This window comes from Klebsiella sp. TF21-TM (genome assembly GCF_019753495.1).
GTDB lineage: Bacteria > Pseudomonadota > Gammaproteobacteria > Enterobacterales > Enterobacteriaceae > Klebsiella > Klebsiella quasipneumoniae.
This window is the reverse complement of record NZ_JAIJYL010000016.1, coordinates 13602-30452: the sequence shown is the minus strand read 5'-3', so window position 1 is coordinate 30452 and position 16851 is coordinate 13602. Positions and strand designations below refer to the sequence as shown.

The following is a 16851-nucleotide window of genomic DNA, read 5'->3' as shown; positions in this document are numbered from 1 at the left end:
TTATGTGTAACAGATTATTACAAAGGCCTTGCCTGATGCGCCAGGATAGTGAACATTACCTGCCGTTTTCCCTCCAAGAATAACTATAAAGGCGGCGGTCCAACGAGATTGCGCCCCGAACACCCCCCAGTAAATATGGGATGTAAAAAAAGAGGTATATGTGTCTACTGCAAACAATAAACCAGCAGAAAGCGTGAGTCTGAACGCTTTCAAACAACCACGCGCGTTCTATCTCATTTTCTCGATCGAGTTGTGGGAGCGTTTTGGTTACTACGGCCTGCAAGGGATCATGGCCGTTTACCTGGTAAAACAGCTGGGTATGTCGGAAGCGGATTCCATTACTCTGTTCTCCTCCTTTAGCGCGCTGGTTTATGGCCTGGTCGCCATTGGCGGCTGGCTGGGCGATAAAGTGCTGGGTACCAAACGCGTCATTATGCTGGGCGCTATCGTGCTGGCCATCGGCTATGCGCTGGTCGCCTGGTCCGGTCATGACGCCGCTATCGTCTATATGGGTATGGCGACCATCGCCGTCGGTAACGGCCTGTTTAAAGCCAACCCGTCTTCCCTGCTTTCTACCTGCTATGACAAAAACGATCCGCGTCTGGACGGTGCATTTACCATGTACTACATGTCCATCAACATCGGTTCGTTCTTCTCGATGCTGGCAACTCCGTGGCTGGCCGCGCGTTTCGGCTGGAGCGTCGCCTTCGCCCTGAGCGTGGTGGGGATGGTGATCACCATCATTAACTTCGCCTTCTGCCAGAAATGGGTGAAACAGTACGGTTCGAAACCGGACTTTGCCCCGGTGCATATGGGTAAACTGCTGGCGACCATCGCTGGCGTGGTGGTGCTGGTCGCTATCGCTACCTGGCTGCTGCACAACCAGGGTATCGCACGCATGGCGCTGGGCGTCATCGCGCTGGGTATCGTGGTGATTTTCGCCAAAGAGGCGATGGGCCTGAAAGGCGCCGCGCGTCGCAAAATGATCGTCGCCTTCCTGCTGATGGTAGAAGCGATCGTCTTCTTCGTACTGTACAGCCAGATGCCGACCTCTCTGAACTTCTTTGCTATCCGCAACGTGGAGCACTCGATCCTCGGCCTCGCCTTCGAGCCGGAACAGTATCAGGCGCTGAACCCGTTCTGGATCATGATTGGTAGCCCTATTCTGGCCGCCATCTATAACAAGATGGGCGACCGCCTGCCGATGCCGCACAAGTTCGCTATCGGTATGGTGCTGTGCTCCGGCGCGTTCCTCGTCCTGCCTTTAGGGGCGAAGTTCGCCAGCGACGCCGGTATCGTCTCGGTTAACTGGCTGATTCTGAGCTACGCGCTGCAGTCTATCGGTGAACTGATGATTTCCGGCCTCGGCCTGGCGATGGTCGCTCAGCTGGTTCCCCAGCGTCTGATGGGCTTCATTATGGGCAGCTGGTTCCTCACCACCGCCGGTGCGGCAATCATCGCCGGGAAAATCGCCAACCTGATGGCGGTACCGGAAAACGTCACCGATCCGCTGGTGTCGCTGGAAGTGTATGGCCACGTGTTCCTGCAGATCGGTATCGTCACCGCGGTCATCGCCGCCCTGATGCTGCTGACCGCGCCGAAGCTGAACCGAATGACTCAGGACGACAGCGCGGACGTAAAAGCACGCGAAACCGCGGCAGCCTGACGCCGCAGGGAAAACCAATTATTTTTAAGCCGCTAACGTTAGGTTAGCGGCTTTTTTTTTACCCCTGGCGGGACTAACATACAGAAAACTGCAGCCACGAGGAGTAACGCATGAAACTGTTCTACAAACCCGGCGCCTGTTCCCTCGCCTCACATATCGCCCTGCGCGAAAGCGGCCTGGATTTCACTTTGCAGAGCGTGGATCTGGCAAGGAAACAGCTGGAAAACGGGGAAGATTATCTGCTGATCAACCCGAAAGGTCAGGTGCCGGCGCTGCTGCTGGATGATGACATCCTGCTTACTGAGGGCGTGGCTATTATGCAGTACATCGCCGATCAGGTGCCGGACCGCCATCTTCTGGCGCCCGTGGGCTCCGTTGCCCGTTACCAGACCCTGGAATGGCTGAACTACGTCGCTACCGAACTGCATAAAGGCTTTACGCCGCTGTTCCGCCCGGACACCCCGGAGGACTATAAGCCCGTTGCGCGCGCGTTGCTCGAGAAAAAACTGCAGTACGTGGATGCCTCGCTGGCGGATAAACAGTGGCTCACCGGCCATCGCTTCACTATCGCCGATGGTTATCTGTTCACGGTGCTGCGCTGGGGCTATGCGATTAAACTGGATATGGCCGCCTGTGGTCATATCGGCAGCTGGATGGCGCAGGTGGCGGCGCGTCCGGCAGTGGCTGACGCCCTGGCAGCGGAAGGCTTAAAGTAAGACCAGAGACTGCCCGGCGCTCTGCCGGGCAGAGTCGGAAAGTTACAGTCGGGTGGCGCTGAAGCAGTGCTCCGGCACAGCAATACGATCCTGCGCCGCCACCACCTGCAGTTCATACTCCTGCATGTTTTTGGTAGTCAACATGATCTCGTACACTGCGGCGGTGACGTGCTCAAGCGCGTCGCGCAGGCTGGCGCCCTGCAGCAGTTTCACCAGCAGCAGACCGCTGGTCACATCGCCAACGCCCACCGGCTGACGCAGGCCAAAATCCACCAGCGGCCGGCTGATATGCCAGGCTTCATCTGCGGTCACCAGCAGCATCTCAAAACGGTCCATGCTCATGCCGGCGCGGGAAAGATGCTTAACCAGCACCACCTCCGGCCCCTGGGCAATCAGCTCCCGCGCGGCGGCCACCGCCTCGCTCACGCTGGCGACCGGATGACCGCAGAGGATCTCTAGCTCCACCAGATTAGGCGCAATGATATCGCTGGCCGGCAGCGCATAGCGCACGTGGAACTCCGCCACGCCCGGGGCGACGATGCAGCCCTTCTCCGGATGGCCCATCACCGGGTCACAAAAATACTTCGCCGCCGGATTGGCCGCTTTTACCTGACGCACGATGCCCAGGATATGCTCGCCCTGTTCAGCAGAGCCGAGATAGCCGCTCAGTACCGCATCACAGGTCTGCAGCTTATCGATAGCGGCGATGCCCTGGACGATCTCCGTCAGGTGCGAAGGCGGCATCACACAGCCGGTCCATTTGCCGTACTGCGTGTGGTTAGAGAACTGTACGGTATTGAGGGGCCAGACATTGGCGCACAGGCGGCGCATCGGGAACTCGGCGGCACTGTTGCCGGCGTGGCCAAACACAACGTGAGACTGAATGGCGAGGATGTTCTTCATTTTCTTACCACAACCCTAAAAAGAAAAAGGGCGTGGTTTCCCACGCCCTGGTAGTATTTTTTTATTTCCAGCAGACCAGGCAGTAATTCTTCTTACCGCGGCGCAGCAAGGTGTAGCGGCCGAACAGGCGATCGCTGTCGGCAAAAACATATTCCGGATCGGCCTGTTTTTCACCGTTGATGGTCACTGCGTTAGAGGCGACGGTTTTACGCGCCTGGCCGCGGGACGGCTGCAGCTCGGAATCCACCAGCGCCTGCAGCAGATCGGCGCCCTTTTCCATCTCAATCATCGGCACGCCGTCCTGAGCCAGCTGTTCGAAGTCAGCTTCGCTCAGGTCGCTCAGGTTGCCGTTGAACAGGCTCTCGGTAATGCGTTTCGCCGCTTCCAGGCCCTCTTCGCCGTGCACCAGACGCGTCACCTGCTCTGCCAGCACGTACTGGGCGCGCGGCGCTTTACCGCTGTTTTTATCTTCTTCTTCCAGGGCATTGATCTCTGCGATGTCCATAAAGGTGAAGAACTTGAGGAAGCGATAGACGTCAGCATCCGCGGTGTTGATCCAGAACTGGTAGAATTTATACGGACTGGTCTTTTTCGGATCCAGCCACACGGCGCCGCCCTCGGTTTTGCCGAACTTGGTGCCGTCCGCTTTGGTAATCAGCGGCACGGTGAGGCCAAACACCTGGTTCTGGTGCAGACGACGCGTCAGATCGATACCGGAGGTAATGTTGCCCCACTGGTCGGAGCCGCCAATCTGCAGCGCCACGCCGTGCAGCTTGTTCAGGCAGGCGAAGTCGTAACCCTGCAGCAGATTGTAAGAAAACTCGGTAAAGGAGATGCCCTGATCGTCACGATTCAGGCGCTGCTTCACCGCTTCTTTGTTGATCATCTGGTTAACAGAGAAGTGTTTACCAATATCGCGCAGGAAGGTCAGCACGTTCATGCTGCCAAACCAGTCATAGTTGTTCGCCGCGATCGCCGAGTTGTCGCCGCAGTCAAAATCAAGGAACGGGGCTACCTGTTTGCGGATTTTATCCACCCACTCCTGCACGGTATCCTCGGTATTAAGCTTACGCTCAGCGGCTTTAAAGCTTGGGTCGCCAATCAGACCGGTAGCGCCGCCCACCAGCGCCACAGGTTTATGACCTGCCTGCTGGAAGCGTTTCAGGCATAACAATGGAACAAGATGCCCCAAATGCAAGCTGTCAGCGGTAGGATCGAAGCCGCAATAGAGCGCGATCGGGCCTTGCGCCAGTCGCTCTGCTAACGCTTCCTCGTCCGTCACCTGGGCTACCAGCCCCCGCTCTTGCAATTGTTTAATCAAGTTACTGCTTGCCATCAAATTCTCCATGTATAAACGACTGCACCTCTGCCGGTACACGACTTTTCGCCAGATGCGAAAAGTACATAGAATAAAGCGCCGGCCCTTTCAGCGCCAGCGCTTCGATAACTAATTTCGGCAATTACGGTGCCAGGCGGTCGATTTTCCAGGCGCCGTTATCGCGCTGGTATAAAAAGCGATCGTGCAGGCGATGTTCGCCCCCCTGCCAGAACTCCATCTGCTCGATGCTGACGCGGAATCCGCCCCAGAAACTCGGCAGCGGCACTTCACCCTGCTGGAATTTCTGCTTCAGCTCGAGGAATTTGCTCTCCAGGATACCGCGGGCAGAGATCCGGCTCGACTGTTGCGAGACCCAGGCGCCGATCTGGCTGTCACGCGGGCGGCTGTGGAAATATTTGACCACCTCCAGCGTCGACAGGCGCTCCGCTTTGCCGATCACCATCACCTGGCGCTCCAGCATATGCCACGGAAACAGCAGGCTGACCTGCGGGTTATTTTCAATCTGATGGGCTTTGCGGCTGCCGAGGTTGGTATAAAACACCAGCCCTTTTTCGTCGTAATGCTTAAGCAGCACAATGCGCTGATAGGGTTGGCCGCGCTCATCGACGGTGGCAACCACCATGGCCGTTGGGTCGGCGAGTTTCGCGTCGCAGGCCTGACGCAGCCAGCGCTCAAACAGCGGCAGAGGTTCAGCAGGAAGATCGTGGCGACGCAAACCGCCACGGGTGTATTCACGGCGCAAGTGCGCGATTTGCTGGAGTTCGTCGTTATCAGACATGGCCATTGAGGATATAGTCAAAAGGTGGCGTTATTGTGCGCCCCCCGGACAGAAATCTCAACGTTTGGCGGTCTGCAGCTGGCAGTTATCGAGGACGATGCGGTCGCGCTTATAGACGGTGGCGGTATCGCCTTTCGACCAGAAGACATAGACGCCGTCGGTGTAGCGCGCGCCGGAAGCCGACAGCCCCTCTGACAGATTCAGCTGCTGATTGTCATAGATAAAACTAACCTGCTGGCGTTGGTTATTGCGATGGACCGTCAACGGTTTCTGGTCGCATTGATACTCCAGCGTGTCCGTCTGCATCCGCTCGACAAACTGGTTGTAGTAGCTACAGCCCGCCAGCATAAAAGGTACAACTGCGATAAGAATTTTTTTCATTCGTTTGCCTTCGACTTTCCCGGTCACGGAGGGCACTCCGCCCTCCGCTTAACTTGTCCAGTTTACCGGTCGCGTCGTCTTTAAGATTTCAGTTAACTCCGATTCTGCGGCGGGTTAGCAGGGAAAATGGCGCCCAGCACCGTGGCTTCGCTGGCGCCGGTCACGGAGGGCAGATTACCCGGCAGGCCGGCGATCGTGCGCCAGGCCAGCCAGGCAAAGGCCAGCGCTTCCATATCATCGCCGCTGATCCCCGCCTCATCGGTGGTGGAGACTTCGGTTCCCGGCAGCAGGGCCGCCAGGCGCGCCATTAACAATGGGTTACGCGCGCCGCCGCCGCACACTAACAAACGCTCGCAGCCGCCGCTTAACAATACCTGCTCACTGATGGTCACGGCGGTTAATTCCGCGAGCGTTGCCTGCACATCCTGCCCGCGCAGCCCCGGATAACGAGCCAGATGCTGCTCCAGCCAGCCGTAATTGAAATATTCCCGACCGGTGCTTTTCGGCGCCGGCAGGGCAAACCATGGATCGCTCAGCATATCCTGCAGCAGCGGCAGGAGCACTTTACCTTCGCTGGCCCATTGGGCGTCCTTATCGTACGGTTTGCCCTGCTGGCGCCAGATCCAGGCGTCCAGCAACATATTTCCCGGTCCGGTATCATAGCCCCGCACCGGCTGGCCCGGCACCAGCAGCGATACATTAGCGATCCCGCCGATATTGAGCACCATCCGCCGCTCAACGGGGTGCGCCAGCAGCGCATGATGGAATGCCGGCACCAGCGGCGCCCCCTGCCCGCCAAGCGCCATATCCCGGCGACGAAAATCCCCCACCACGGTGACGCCGGTATGGGCGGCGATCTGGTTGTTATCGCCAATTTGCATCGTATGCGGCGCGTCGCCCTGGGGTTCATGCCATACGGTCTGTCCATGGCAGCCGATGGCAATAACGTCGGTGGGTTTGAGCTTTTCCTGACGCATCAGCACCAGCACGGCATCGGCAAACAGCCGCCCCAGTCGGGTGTCCAGACGACCTAGCTGTGAAAGGGTCAATGACTGGCCCTGGCAAATCGCCAGAATCTCTTCTTTTATCGCGTGTGGGATGGGCCAGGTGAGACTGGCCTGCTGCGCCACCATGTTTTCATTGATGGCAGCCAAAACGACATCGATACCATCAAGGCTGGTACCAGACATAACGCCAATAAAGCGACCCGATCTCATACGTTGTTCCTTCATTCCATGACCCTTGTATATCCTTCACTCCACCATAAAGTGTCCGCTAATGCTATGTTGTAATAATACTTTTTAACAATAGAGCGACAATTCAGAGAACATCGTAAAGAACCGGCGTTTAGTTAAGGTTGAAGCACCATTAATTATTATTTTTTGTATAGTCCGGAGAGAAGCTATGCCCGCCGACGACTAAATGCCATATAATTAACCGCATGGACGTTCAATTGAACACCTTCGGTGAACAGGAGATTCATAAATGATTTTACGTGTTTTGGCTGTATCGATGATTGGTTTCACGCTCGCAGGCTGCGTGAGCAGCAGCGGCCTGTCCGGCGATGTTTATTCCGCATCTGAAGCCAAACAGGTGCAGAGCGTGACATACGGTACCATCGTGCATACCCGCGCCGTACAGATCCAGAGCGGCGACGACAGCAATGCTATCGGGGCGATTGGCGGTGCGGTGCTGGGTGGGTTCCTCGGGAACACCATCGGCGGCGGTACCGGACGCTCTCTGGCCACAGCGGCAGGTGCGGTCGCGGGCGGCGTAGCCGGTCAGGGCGTGCAGGGTGCGATGAATAAAACCCAGGGCGTGGAACTGGAAATCCGTAAGGATGACGGCAATACCATTATGGTGGTGCAGAAACAGGGCAGCACCCCGTTCTCCGTGGGTCAGCGCGTGGCGATTGCCGGCAGCGGCAGCCAGGTCACCGTCTCTCCTCGATAATCCCTCTGACGATGCGGCCAGTTATGCCGCATCGTATTTTTCCTCTGAATTTATTACACCCTAATAGCTTCGCATTAGCATTCAGACATCTTAATTTTTGAATTGCATTAATCATTGCGCCTGCGCAATATTTTATCAGTCATCCCCGACTACTCTTCTGCACATTACTCTTTTTATGTCGACGCAATATCGTTGCCCTTGCTTTTCCCTGTGGAATATTGTCTATGCCCAAACACATGAATCATGTCGTTAAACGTCTTATCGTTTATATTTGTATTTGTTTACTGGCCGGGGTCGGCATGACCGGGTTGATGGACTTTTTTCACACCAGATTCAACAGCACTTCATCTACACTATTTCCTCTGCTGACCAGTTTTCTGATGGTGTTTCATATCACTATTGCCTGTTTTATGGGCATGAAATACTGGAGCAGCAAGCGTCGCTTGTATCTGACCCCTGTCGCTTTCGCCTTTGCCTGTTCGGCGTTGCTGATGCTGGGCACGCTCAGCAGCTATCCGGACTGGCTCAGCTGCAATCCCTCTCCGGTGGTGAAACAAAACGACGCCGTCATATATTATTTCTTTCGCAATATAATGATGGCCGTCTTATTCATGTCATCAATTATTTTGTATTACTTCCGCCGGCGCATCATGCATTCCTGGAAAGCTCATGTAATGACTTTCGCGGCATGCATTGTTCTTACATTAACCATTATTTTTTTATCATGGCTGTACTCCAGCCACTCGCCGAAGCTGAGCATCAATTTTATCGACGACCTGAATCATACTTTCACCCCACTGTGGCAAAGTATTATCAGCTGGCTGCTGATAGCAGTCTGGTTTATCACGCTAATATTAATAATTTGCTTGAGCAAACTGCGCAATATTTTCTGGTATAGCGGCGCTTTTTTTTGCAGCGCATATTTGTTCACCCTCTTCCGGCTACTCTCTACCGTTGGGGAACTCGATCAGGCCTGGTATCAGGCGCGTTTTTTTGAAACGCTGTGCACCCTGTTCCTGATCCTGGTGCTGCTGGTCGACGTCTTTATCCTCTATCGGGAGTCTAACCACAAGTATGTCAACTCCTACCAGAATTCGATCCGCGACCCGCTGACCCGCCTCTATAACCGCAGCTTCTTCTATGACACCCTAAACCAGCAGCTGGCGAAGGTGAAGGCCCAGCATCCGCTGTCGGTGATTATCAGCGACCTCGACCATTTCAAACGCATCAACGATAACTACGGCCACATCGCCGGCGACAAGGTGATCCAATTTGCCGCCTCGGTGCTGGACAGCCATTCGCGCAAGGATGATGTCGCCGCCCGCATCGGCGGTGAGGAGTTTGCCCTGCTGCTGGTCAACACCTCAGAGAACGAGGCGCAGGCGATCGCCGAGCGCATCCGTCTGGCGGTCAGCGCCGAGCAGACCGCTCTGCCAGAGCGGATGACCATCAGCATGGGGGTGTATACCACCCATGACAGAAGTGTGACGGCGGAGGAGTGCGTCCAGCGTGCGGACGAAGCCATGTATGAAGCAAAAAACAGCGGACGTAACCGGGTGGTGATCTGGCGACGCCAGGGCGGGTAAAAAAAGGCCCGGGATAGCCCGGGCCGCAAAAGGATTAATCTTTTGCCTGGAGATCGAGGATATTTTGTTCAAGTTTACGAATTAAGTGGAGCAACGTCTCCACTTCCTGCTTCGAGACCCCCGAGAGGATTTCATCGCGGGTCTTGCCTATCACCTCTTCCATCTCATTGATCAGCGGTTCGGCTTTTTCAGTCAACTTGATGCGTTTGGCCCGCCGATCGCTTGCGCAGGTCTGGCGAGAAATAAGCCCTTTCTCCTCCAGCTGATCGAGCGTACGCACCAGCGACGGTTGTTCAATACCGATGGCTTTCGCCAGCTGGATCTGCGACTGCTCAGGCGGCAGCTGGTGGATGTTATGCAGCGTGACCCAGTGGGTCTGCGTTAACTCCAGAGGTTTCAGGCGATGGTCGATTAGCGCGCGCCAGACGCGAACTAAACGTGCCAGATCAGAACCAAGTGGCGATTCCAATTTCATCTCCTTATAATTAGCTTGCTAAGTTATTATACTGATTTTAGAATAGTGTGCAGCATTTGAATAATCAAAACAAATGAATTACTTGATTCAACAAAAACCAAAACAATGATTTACACTGTTAAAGAGTAGCACGTCCTGAGGTTATCCCTGTTATGGCAAAGGATTTTTGCTTGTGAAACTGAGTCTTAATTCATCCGGATTGCCGCTGCAGGACCTGATGTTCGGCGCATCCGTCTATTTCCCTCCGTTGTTCAAAGCCGTCTTGCTGGGCTTCTTTATCTGGCTGTTTTTACATCGCCAGCTGCGTGACTGGATGTATGCGGGCGACATCTGGCATCCCCTGCTGATGGATCTCTCCCTGTTCGCGCTCGCGGTCTGTCTGGCCCTGCTGTTATTGATTGCCTGGTGATCTACCTGCTATGAAAAAATTAAAATATTTGTCAACGCTGTTGGTGGCGGCCATCGCACTAGTTGCCGCGTGGTTGTTATGGAATTTCTACACTCAGTCCCCCTGGACCCGCGACGGGAAAGTGCGCGCCGAGCAGGTCGGGATCACCCCTCAGGTCTCCGGCAGTATTCTGCAGCTTAACGTGGCCGATAACCAGCGAGTCAAGGCCGGTGAAGTCTTGTTTACCATCGACGACACCCCCTACCGCATTGCGGTGCTGAACGCACAGGCGCAGCTGGCGAAAGCGCAAGCTGAGGTGGCGAAAGCGCAGGCGGAGCAAAGCAAAGCCGCCAGCGAGGCCCGCCGTCGCAGAAACCTGTCGCAGAATGCCATCTCGGCTGAAGACCTTGAAAACGCCAATACCGCCCTGAATACCGCCACCACCACCCTGGCGGCCGCCAGAGCGGGAGTCGGTGTCACCGAGGCGGCGCTAAAGCATGCGCAGTGGCAGCTCAGCCAGACGGTAGTCAAAGCGCCGGTGGACGGCTGGGTGACTAACCTCTCCACCCGGGTCGGCGATTACGCCACCACCGGCCATCCGGTCTTTGCCCTGGTGGACAGCCATTCGTTCTATGTGCTGGGCTACTTTGAAGAGACCAAACTGCGCCATATTCGCATCGGCGATCCGGCGCAAATCATTCTCTACAGCAATCAGCAGACGCTGCAGGGGCATGTCGCCAGCATCGGTCGCGCGATTGTTGACCAGAGCGTGGAACAGGGAACCGGGCTGGTGGCCAATATCAAACCGAATATCCCCTGGGTCCGCCTCGCCCAGCGCGTCCCGGTGCGGATTGCCTTTGATAGCTTGCCGGCCGATGTCACTCTGGTCTCCGGCACCACCTGCACCGTCTCGATCGGCGGACAGTGATGAATCTGCAGACCCTGTCATGGCGCACGCTGCCCTGGGTTAAAGCCACCCGACCGCAGTGGCGATACGCGCTGCGTAACGGCATCGCCATGTGTCTTGCGCTGAGCATCGCCTACGCGCTGGATCTGGATGAGCCCTACTGGGCGATGACCTCCGCGGCGGTGGTCAGCTTTCCCACCGTCGGCGGGGTGATCAGTAAAAGTTTCGGCCGCATTGCCGGCAGCCTGCTCGGCGCCTGCGCCGCCCTGCTGCTGGCGGGCCATACGCTCAACGATCCCTGGCTGTTCCTGTTCAGTATCTCCGGCTGGCTGGCGCTCTGCACCTGGGCCTGCGCCCTGTTCACCAACAACGTGGCCTACGCCTTTCAGCTGGCGGGCTATACCTGCGCCATCATCGCCTTCCCGGTGATTAATATCAGCGACAGCTACGAGCTATGGGTGATTGCCCAGTCGCGCGTCTGCGAAGTCATCGTCGGGATCCTGTGCGGCGGGTTGATGATGATGATCCTGCCCAGCACCTCCGATGGCAGCAACCTGCTGACGGCTCTGAAAACCATGCACGCCCGCCTGCTGGAGCACGCCAGTCTGCTGTGGGTACCGGAAACGACGGATGCTATCCGCACCGCCCATGAAAGCGTAATTGGCCAGATCCTGACCATGAACCTGCTGCGCATCCAGGCCTTCTGGAGCCACTACCGCTTCCGTCGGCAGAATCCCCTGCTGAACTACCTGCTGCACCAACAGCTCCGAATGACCAGCGTCATTTCCAGCCTGCGGCGTATGCTGCTGAACTGGCCTGACGCCCCGGCCAATACCCGCCAGGTGCTGGAGTCGTTGCTTGCGGAGCTCGCCACCGCCCATGCTGACAGCTATCACGTCGCCCGCATTCTGGCGCCGCTGGCGCCGCCGCCGGGCGCGGATTACCGCCACCTCGCCTTCTGGGCGCGGTTACGCTATTTCTGTCGCATTTATCTGGAAAGCAGCCGCTGGATCCGCCGGGTTGAAAATGCCTCAGCGATCGCCGAGTTCAATGTTCCTTCCGCACCCGCGCTGACCCGCCACACGGACCAGGCGGAAGCCCTGCTCAACGGCATTCGTACCTTTTGCGCCCTGGTGGCGATAGGCGCGTGGGGGATCAGTACCCAGTGGACCAGCTGCGCGGCGGCCCTGACCCTGGCCTCCATCTGCTGCGTACTCTACTCGGTGTCGGCCTCGCCGTTTCGCTCGCTAACCCTGCTGATGCAGACCCTGGTCCTGCTGTCGGTGTTCAGTTTTGTGGTGAAATTTGGCCTGATGGTGCAGATCACCGACCTGTGGCAGTTCCTGCTGTTTCTGTTCCCGTTGCTGACCACTATGCAGTTACTCAAGCTGCAGTGGCCAAAATTTGCCGGCCTGTGGGGGCAGCTTATCGTCTTTATGGGCTCGTTTATCTCCGTCACCAACCCACCGGTGTACGACTATGCGGCCTTTTTCAATGACAATTTAAGCAAGATTGTCGGCGTGGGCTTTGCGTGGCTGGCTTTTGCGGTGCTCAGTCCCGGCTCGGACGCCCGCAAAGGGCGACGGCACATCAGAGCGTTACGGCGTCACTTTGTCGATCAGCTCAGCCGCCGCCCCCAGCACAGCGAGCACGAATTTGAATCGCTGGTATATCACCACGTCAGCCAGCTCAGTCAGAGCCAGGATGCGCTGGCCCGCCGCTGGCTACTGCGCTGGGGGGTGGTCTTGCTGAACTGCTCCCACGTGGTCTGGCAGCTTCGTGAGTGGGAAACCCGCTCCGATCCGCTCGCCCAGGTGCGCGATCTGTGTATCAACCTGCTGCGCGATGTCATGAGCGAGCGCGGCGTGCAGCAGCGGCCGCTGGCCACCACGCTGCAGGAGCTGCTGCGGATCTGCGAGGTTCTGAACCACCATCATCAGCCGGCGGCCCGGGAGCTGGCCGCCGCGATCTGGCGATTGTATTGCGCGCTATCGCAGCTGGAACAGGCTCCGGTCGCCGGAACGATTGGCGAAAAGCTTACTTAATCACCCCGCAGGCAAACCGTTCGCCGCCGCCGCCCAGCGGCTGCGGACTGTCGGCCATATTATCGCCGCCGACATGAACCATCAGCGCTTTGCCTTTCACTTCCGCCAGCGTTTTCAGACGCGGAGCGATAATCGGCTGGTCAGCCACGCCCGCGTCGTTGACCACCAGCAGGGGCAAATCGCCAAGATGTCCGGTGCCCAGCGGCCCTTCATGTTTACCGGTATGTTGCGGATCGTAATGTCCGCCCGCCGCTCCGGCGGCCACGGCTTTGCCCTCTTTCATCGCCGGCTGGCAGCTGCCTTCAGCATGGATATGAAAGCCGTGCTTGCCCGGCGGTAACGCTCGCAGATCGGGAGCAAATTCGAGTCCGCGGTCGGTTTCGGTGATTTTTACACTGCCGATGGATTGACCAACGCCCTGGCTGGTCACGAGATTAAGTTGCACATCTTCACTGACGGCCTGCGCGCCAGCGCAAAATGCGAGGGAAAGGATAGCGAGAATACATCGTTGCATAACACCTCCGGATGGCTGTCTCCCTGTTAAGTGTAAACCAGGAACAGGTTTCCGGAGGCGAAATGCCGGTTATGGCACGTCGTAACCGAGCGCGGCTTTGCGGATACGGAACCACTGCTGGCGGGTCATACTCAGCTTTTCAGCCACAATCGCCGAGCGCACGCGCTCAATTTTGCCCGAGCCGATAATCGGCAGCGGTTGCGATGGCAGGCGCAGCACCCAGGCATAAACTACCTGCTCGATGCTGTCGGCGTTAAGCTCGTGGGCCACCTGGGCCAGCTCGTCGCGCAGCGGCTGAAAGCCCTCTTCATTAAACAGGCGGCCGCCGCCGAGGCAGGACCAGGCCATCGGGCGAATACGCAGCTGCTGCAGCTGATCGAGGGTGCCGTCGAGCAGCAACGGCTGATGAACCGGCGAGATCTCCACCTGGTTGGTAGCAAGCGTAAACGGCAGGCGCGACTGCAGGAGGGTGAACTGGGCAGGGGTAAAGTTCGAGACGCCGAAATGACGTACTTTGCCGCTGTGATGCAGCGCGAGGAAGGCTTCAGCCACCTCGTCCGCGTCCATCAGCGGATCCGGCCGGTGGATCAGCAGCAGATCGAGATGGTCCGTCGCCAGATTACGCAGCGATTGCTCAGCGCTGAGCACGATGTGGTCCCGGTCGGTAATGTAGTGACCGATGGTGTTTTCAGCGCGCGCCCGGGTGGCAATGCCGCATTTGCTGACAATTTCCATTCGGCTACGCAGATGCGGCGCCAGCTTCAGGGCTTCACCAAAAGCGGACTCGCACTGGTAATCACCATAGATATCGGCGTGATCGACGGTGGTAATGCCTAAATCGAGATGCTGTTCGATAAAGCCGACCAGCTCGCCTGGCGACATTTTCCAGTCCATCAGACGCCAGTAGCCCATCACAAAACGCGAAAATTCCGGCCCCTGGGGAGCCATAGCAATACGCTGAACCATAACCGCTTCCTCAATAAAAAAGTGCTCTGAGTATACGTAATTTTTGGCTTAAAACAGTGAGGGTTGCTGCGGTTCTTCCGCCGCCTCTGGCCTGTTTGCGCGGATTTTGCGCAGCAGGCGTTGACGGCACAGACGCAATACCTCCTGTTTCTGCGCATCGCTCATCGTTTGCCAGTTAAAACGTTCCTCACGGCTACGGAAACAGCCGCGACAGTAGCCGCGCTCATCGGTCTGACAAATTCCCCGGCACGGGCTCTGCACCGGGAAGAATTCTAACTGCTCTGCCACCACACGCCTCCTGTCCCCTCATCTCCTTTCATTGAAGACGTTTCCCCGCGCTGACGCAAATTTTGTTCACTACGTGCTGCGCCAGCTAACATTTTTGCGCCGGGTCTTGCATTAGACCAATCGGTCTACTACAGTGTGCCCCATGAACAGACACAGCGATTGCGATACCCGAGAACATATTCTGGCCACCGGCGAGCGGCTTTGCATGCATCGCGGCTTTACCGGCATGGGCTTGAGCGAACTCCTGAAGACGGCGGAAGTGCCCAAGGGCTCTTTCTATCATTACTTTCGCTCTAAAGAAGCCTTCGGCGTCGCCTTGCTGGAAAACCATTTCGCCGGATATCTGCAGCGCCTGGTCGAGCACTTCGCCCATGGCGACGGCAACTATCGCGATCGGCTGCTGGCCTACTATCAGCACACGCTGAATCAGTTTTACCAGCAGGGAATTATTAGCGGGTGTCTTACCGTCAAGCTGTCGGCAGAGGTCTGCGATCTGTCGGAAGACATGCGCACCGCCATGAACCACGGCGCCAGCCAGATCATCGCCCTGCTGGGCGACGCGCTGGAGAAAGGACGCCAGGAAGGCAGTCTGACATTTGACGGCGAGGCCATGACCCTGTCGCAGGTGCTCTATTCCCTGTGGCTCGGCGCCAACCTGCAGGCCAAAATAACGCGTAGCGCAACGCCGCTGGAGAGCGCCCTTGCCCACGCGAAACAGATTATTGCGGCGCCTGCTGTTTAACAGGCGTTTTTATTTCATCAGTTCCTAGACGACCGGTCTACTCAGGAGTCATTATGTCGGAATCAAAATTATTCACCCCGTTGAAAGTCGGTGCCGTCACCGTCCCTAATCGCGTATTTATGGCTCCATTGACGCGTCTGCGCAGCATCGAGCCGGGCGATATCCCTACCCCGCTGATGGGCGAATATTACCGTCAGCGCGCCAGCTCCGGGCTGATCATCAGCGAAGCGACGCAGATTTCCGCCCAGGCCAAAGGCTATGCCGGCGCGCCAGGGCTGCACAGCCCGGAGCAGATCGCCGCCTGGCAGAAAATCACCGCCGGCGTTCACGCGGAAAACGGCCATATCGCCGTGCAGCTGTGGCATACCGGGCGAATTTCCCATAGCAGCCTGCAGCCCGGCGGCGCCGCTCCGGTAGCGCCGTCTGCGCTGAGCGCCGGCACCCGCACCTCGCTGCGCGACGAAAACGGCCACGCCATCCGCGCCGACACCTCGATGCCTCGCGCTCTGGAAACCGAAGAGATCCCGGGGATCATCGATGATTTCCGTCAGGCGGTGGGCAATGCCCGTGACGCCGGTTTCGATCTGGTTGAACTGCACTCGGCTCACGGCTATCTGCTGCACCAGTTCCTCTCGCCGTCGGCAAACCAGCGTACCGACCAGTATGGCGGCAGCGTGGAAAACCGCGCCCGTCTGGTGCTGGAGGTGGTTGACGCCGTGAGCAAAGAGTGGAGCGCCGACCGGATTGGGATCCGCGTGTCGCCGATTGGCAGCTTCCAGAATGTGGATAATGGCCCGAACGAAGAAGAAGACGCGCTGTATCTGATTAGCGAGCTGGCGAAACGCGGTATCGCCTATCTGCACATGTCCGAGCCGGACTGGGCGGGCGGCAAGCCGTACAGCGAAGCCTTCCGTCAGAAAGTTCGCGACCGCTTCCCGGGCGTGATCATTGGCGCTGGCGCCTACACCGTTGAAAAAGCCAACGACCTGATCAGCAAAGGGCTGATTGATGCCGTGGCCTTTGGCCGCGATTACATCGCCAACCCGGATCTGGTGGCCCGCCTGCAGAAAAAAGCGGCGCTCAACCCGCAGCGCCCGGAGTCCTTCTACGGCGGCGGCGCGGAAGGCTACACCGATTATCCTACGCTGTAATCCCTCCATTGATAGCGGCGACGTATCGCCGCTATACTCAAGGCTCTGATCTA

19 protein-coding genes are annotated in these 16851 nt (G+C 57.4%); 9 read left to right on the top strand and 10 right to left on the bottom strand.

Annotated elements, in window-relative coordinates:
- Positions 1-160 precede the first annotated feature (160 nt).
- Together dtpA and gstA are read left to right on the top strand one after the other, a co-directional pair.
- Entirely contained in the window at positions 161-1666 is a 1506-nt protein-coding gene (gene dtpA / locus K5R89_RS16170; RefSeq protein WP_023289927.1) for a dipeptide/tripeptide permease DtpA, read from the top strand.
- 110 nt (positions 1667-1776) lie between these two features.
- Positions 1777-2382, top strand: coding sequence for a glutathione transferase GstA (gstA, locus tag K5R89_RS16165; RefSeq protein ID WP_004202856.1), 606 nt, complete (start codon positions 1777-1779; stop codon positions 2380-2382).
- A 42-nt stretch (positions 2383-2424) separates the two neighbouring features.
- Here gstA and pdxY read toward each other — a convergent pair whose 3' ends face one another.
- From pdxY to anmK, 6 genes are all read right to left on the bottom strand, one after another.
- Complete coding sequence (gene pdxY / locus K5R89_RS16160) at positions 2425-3285, bottom strand: pyridoxal kinase PdxY (protein ID WP_217259463.1); 861 nt, start codon at positions 3283-3285, stop codon at positions 2425-2427.
- 61 nt (positions 3286-3346) lie between these two features.
- Complete coding sequence (tyrS, locus tag K5R89_RS16155; RefSeq protein WP_004175868.1) at positions 3347-4621, bottom strand: tyrosine--tRNA ligase; 1275 nt, start codon at positions 4619-4621, stop codon at positions 3347-3349.
- A complete protein-coding gene (locus K5R89_RS16150; RefSeq protein ID WP_017901085.1) occupies positions 4608-4745 on the bottom strand; it encodes a hypothetical protein in 138 nt (45 codons plus the stop codon). The genes tyrS and K5R89_RS16150 overlap by 14 nt, the downstream gene beginning before the upstream one ends.
- The gene (gene pdxH, locus K5R89_RS16145; protein WP_032428866.1) at positions 4746-5402 is read right to left on the bottom strand and encodes a pyridoxamine 5'-phosphate oxidase; all 657 of its coding nucleotides are present in this window, start codon (positions 5400-5402) and stop codon (positions 4746-4748) included.
- A 57-nt stretch (positions 5403-5459) separates the two neighbouring features.
- Complete coding sequence (gene mliC / locus K5R89_RS16140; RefSeq protein WP_032428867.1) at positions 5460-5783, bottom strand: C-type lysozyme inhibitor; 324 nt, start codon at positions 5781-5783, stop codon at positions 5460-5462.
- Between the two features lie 92 nt (positions 5784-5875).
- Positions 5876-7000 carry an anhydro-N-acetylmuramic acid kinase gene (gene anmK, locus K5R89_RS16135; protein WP_087827056.1) on the bottom strand — a complete coding sequence of 375 codons (1125 nt, stop codon included), beginning with the start codon at positions 6998-7000 and terminating at the stop codon, positions 5876-5878.
- A 268-nt stretch (positions 7001-7268) separates the two neighbouring features.
- Here anmK and slyB point away from each other — a divergent pair, with 268 nt between their 5' ends.
- On the top strand, positions 7269-7736 hold the full coding sequence (slyB, locus tag K5R89_RS16130) for an outer membrane lipoprotein SlyB (RefSeq protein WP_002907749.1): 468 nt from the start codon (positions 7269-7271) through the stop codon (positions 7734-7736).
- Positions 7737-7960: 224 nt separating this feature from the next.
- The gene (locus K5R89_RS16125) at positions 7961-9322 is read left to right on the top strand and encodes a GGDEF domain-containing protein (RefSeq protein ID WP_044523563.1); all 1362 of its coding nucleotides are present in this window, start codon (positions 7961-7963) and stop codon (positions 9320-9322) included.
- Between the two features lie 34 nt (positions 9323-9356).
- Here the strand turns inward: K5R89_RS16125 and slyA are convergent, their stop codons facing one another.
- Entirely contained in the window at positions 9357-9797 is a 441-nt protein-coding gene (slyA, locus tag K5R89_RS16120) for a transcriptional regulator SlyA (protein ID WP_004143833.1), read from the bottom strand.
- Between the two features lie 172 nt (positions 9798-9969).
- Between slyA and K5R89_RS16115 the strand changes: the two genes are divergently transcribed.
- Genes K5R89_RS16115 through K5R89_RS16105 form a run of 3 tightly spaced genes read left to right on the top strand, consistent with a single transcriptional unit; the run spans position 9970 to position 13137 of the window.
- Positions 9970-10206 (top strand): DUF1656 domain-containing protein, encoded by a 237-nt coding sequence (locus tag K5R89_RS16115; RefSeq protein WP_032453115.1) that lies wholly within the window; start codon positions 9970-9972, stop codon positions 10204-10206.
- 10 nt (positions 10207-10216) lie between these two features.
- Positions 10217-11113: an HlyD family secretion protein gene (locus tag K5R89_RS16110; protein ID WP_023289935.1), complete on the top strand. Its 897-nt coding sequence runs from the start codon at positions 10217-10219 to the stop codon at positions 11111-11113.
- Positions 11113-13137, top strand: coding sequence for an FUSC family protein (locus K5R89_RS16105; RefSeq protein WP_101989248.1), 2025 nt, complete (start codon positions 11113-11115; stop codon positions 13135-13137). Before K5R89_RS16110 ends, K5R89_RS16105 begins: the two co-directional genes overlap by 1 nt.
- On the opposite strand, the gene sodC is transcribed toward K5R89_RS16105, so the two are convergent.
- The 3 genes from sodC to K5R89_RS16090 all read right to left on the bottom strand — a co-directional run bounded on the left by sodC (position 13130) and on the right by K5R89_RS16090 (position 14908).
- On the bottom strand, positions 13130-13651 hold the full coding sequence (gene sodC / locus K5R89_RS16100) for a superoxide dismutase [Cu-Zn] SodC (RefSeq protein ID WP_023289937.1): 522 nt from the start codon (positions 13649-13651) through the stop codon (positions 13130-13132). The two genes, K5R89_RS16105 and sodC, sit on opposite strands and share 8 nt — an antisense overlap.
- A gap of 69 nt (positions 13652-13720) precedes the next feature.
- Positions 13721-14617, bottom strand: a complete 897-nt coding sequence (locus tag K5R89_RS16095) for an aldo/keto reductase family oxidoreductase (RefSeq protein WP_023318436.1) — start codon at positions 14615-14617, stop codon at positions 13721-13723.
- Between the two features lie 48 nt (positions 14618-14665).
- The gene (locus K5R89_RS16090; protein WP_017901094.1) at positions 14666-14908 is read right to left on the bottom strand and encodes a DUF1289 domain-containing protein; all 243 of its coding nucleotides are present in this window, start codon (positions 14906-14908) and stop codon (positions 14666-14668) included.
- A gap of 139 nt (positions 14909-15047) precedes the next feature.
- On the opposite strand from K5R89_RS16090, the gene K5R89_RS16085 reads away from it, so the two are divergent.
- Together K5R89_RS16085 and K5R89_RS16080 are read left to right on the top strand one after the other, a co-directional pair.
- Positions 15048-15647: a TetR/AcrR family transcriptional regulator gene (locus tag K5R89_RS16085; protein ID WP_032428869.1), complete on the top strand. Its 600-nt coding sequence runs from the start codon at positions 15048-15050 to the stop codon at positions 15645-15647.
- Positions 15648-15700: 53 nt separating this feature from the next.
- Positions 15701-16798, top strand: a complete 1098-nt coding sequence (locus tag K5R89_RS16080) for an alkene reductase (protein WP_217259464.1) — start codon at positions 15701-15703, stop codon at positions 16796-16798.
- Positions 16799-16851: the final 53 nt, after the last annotated feature.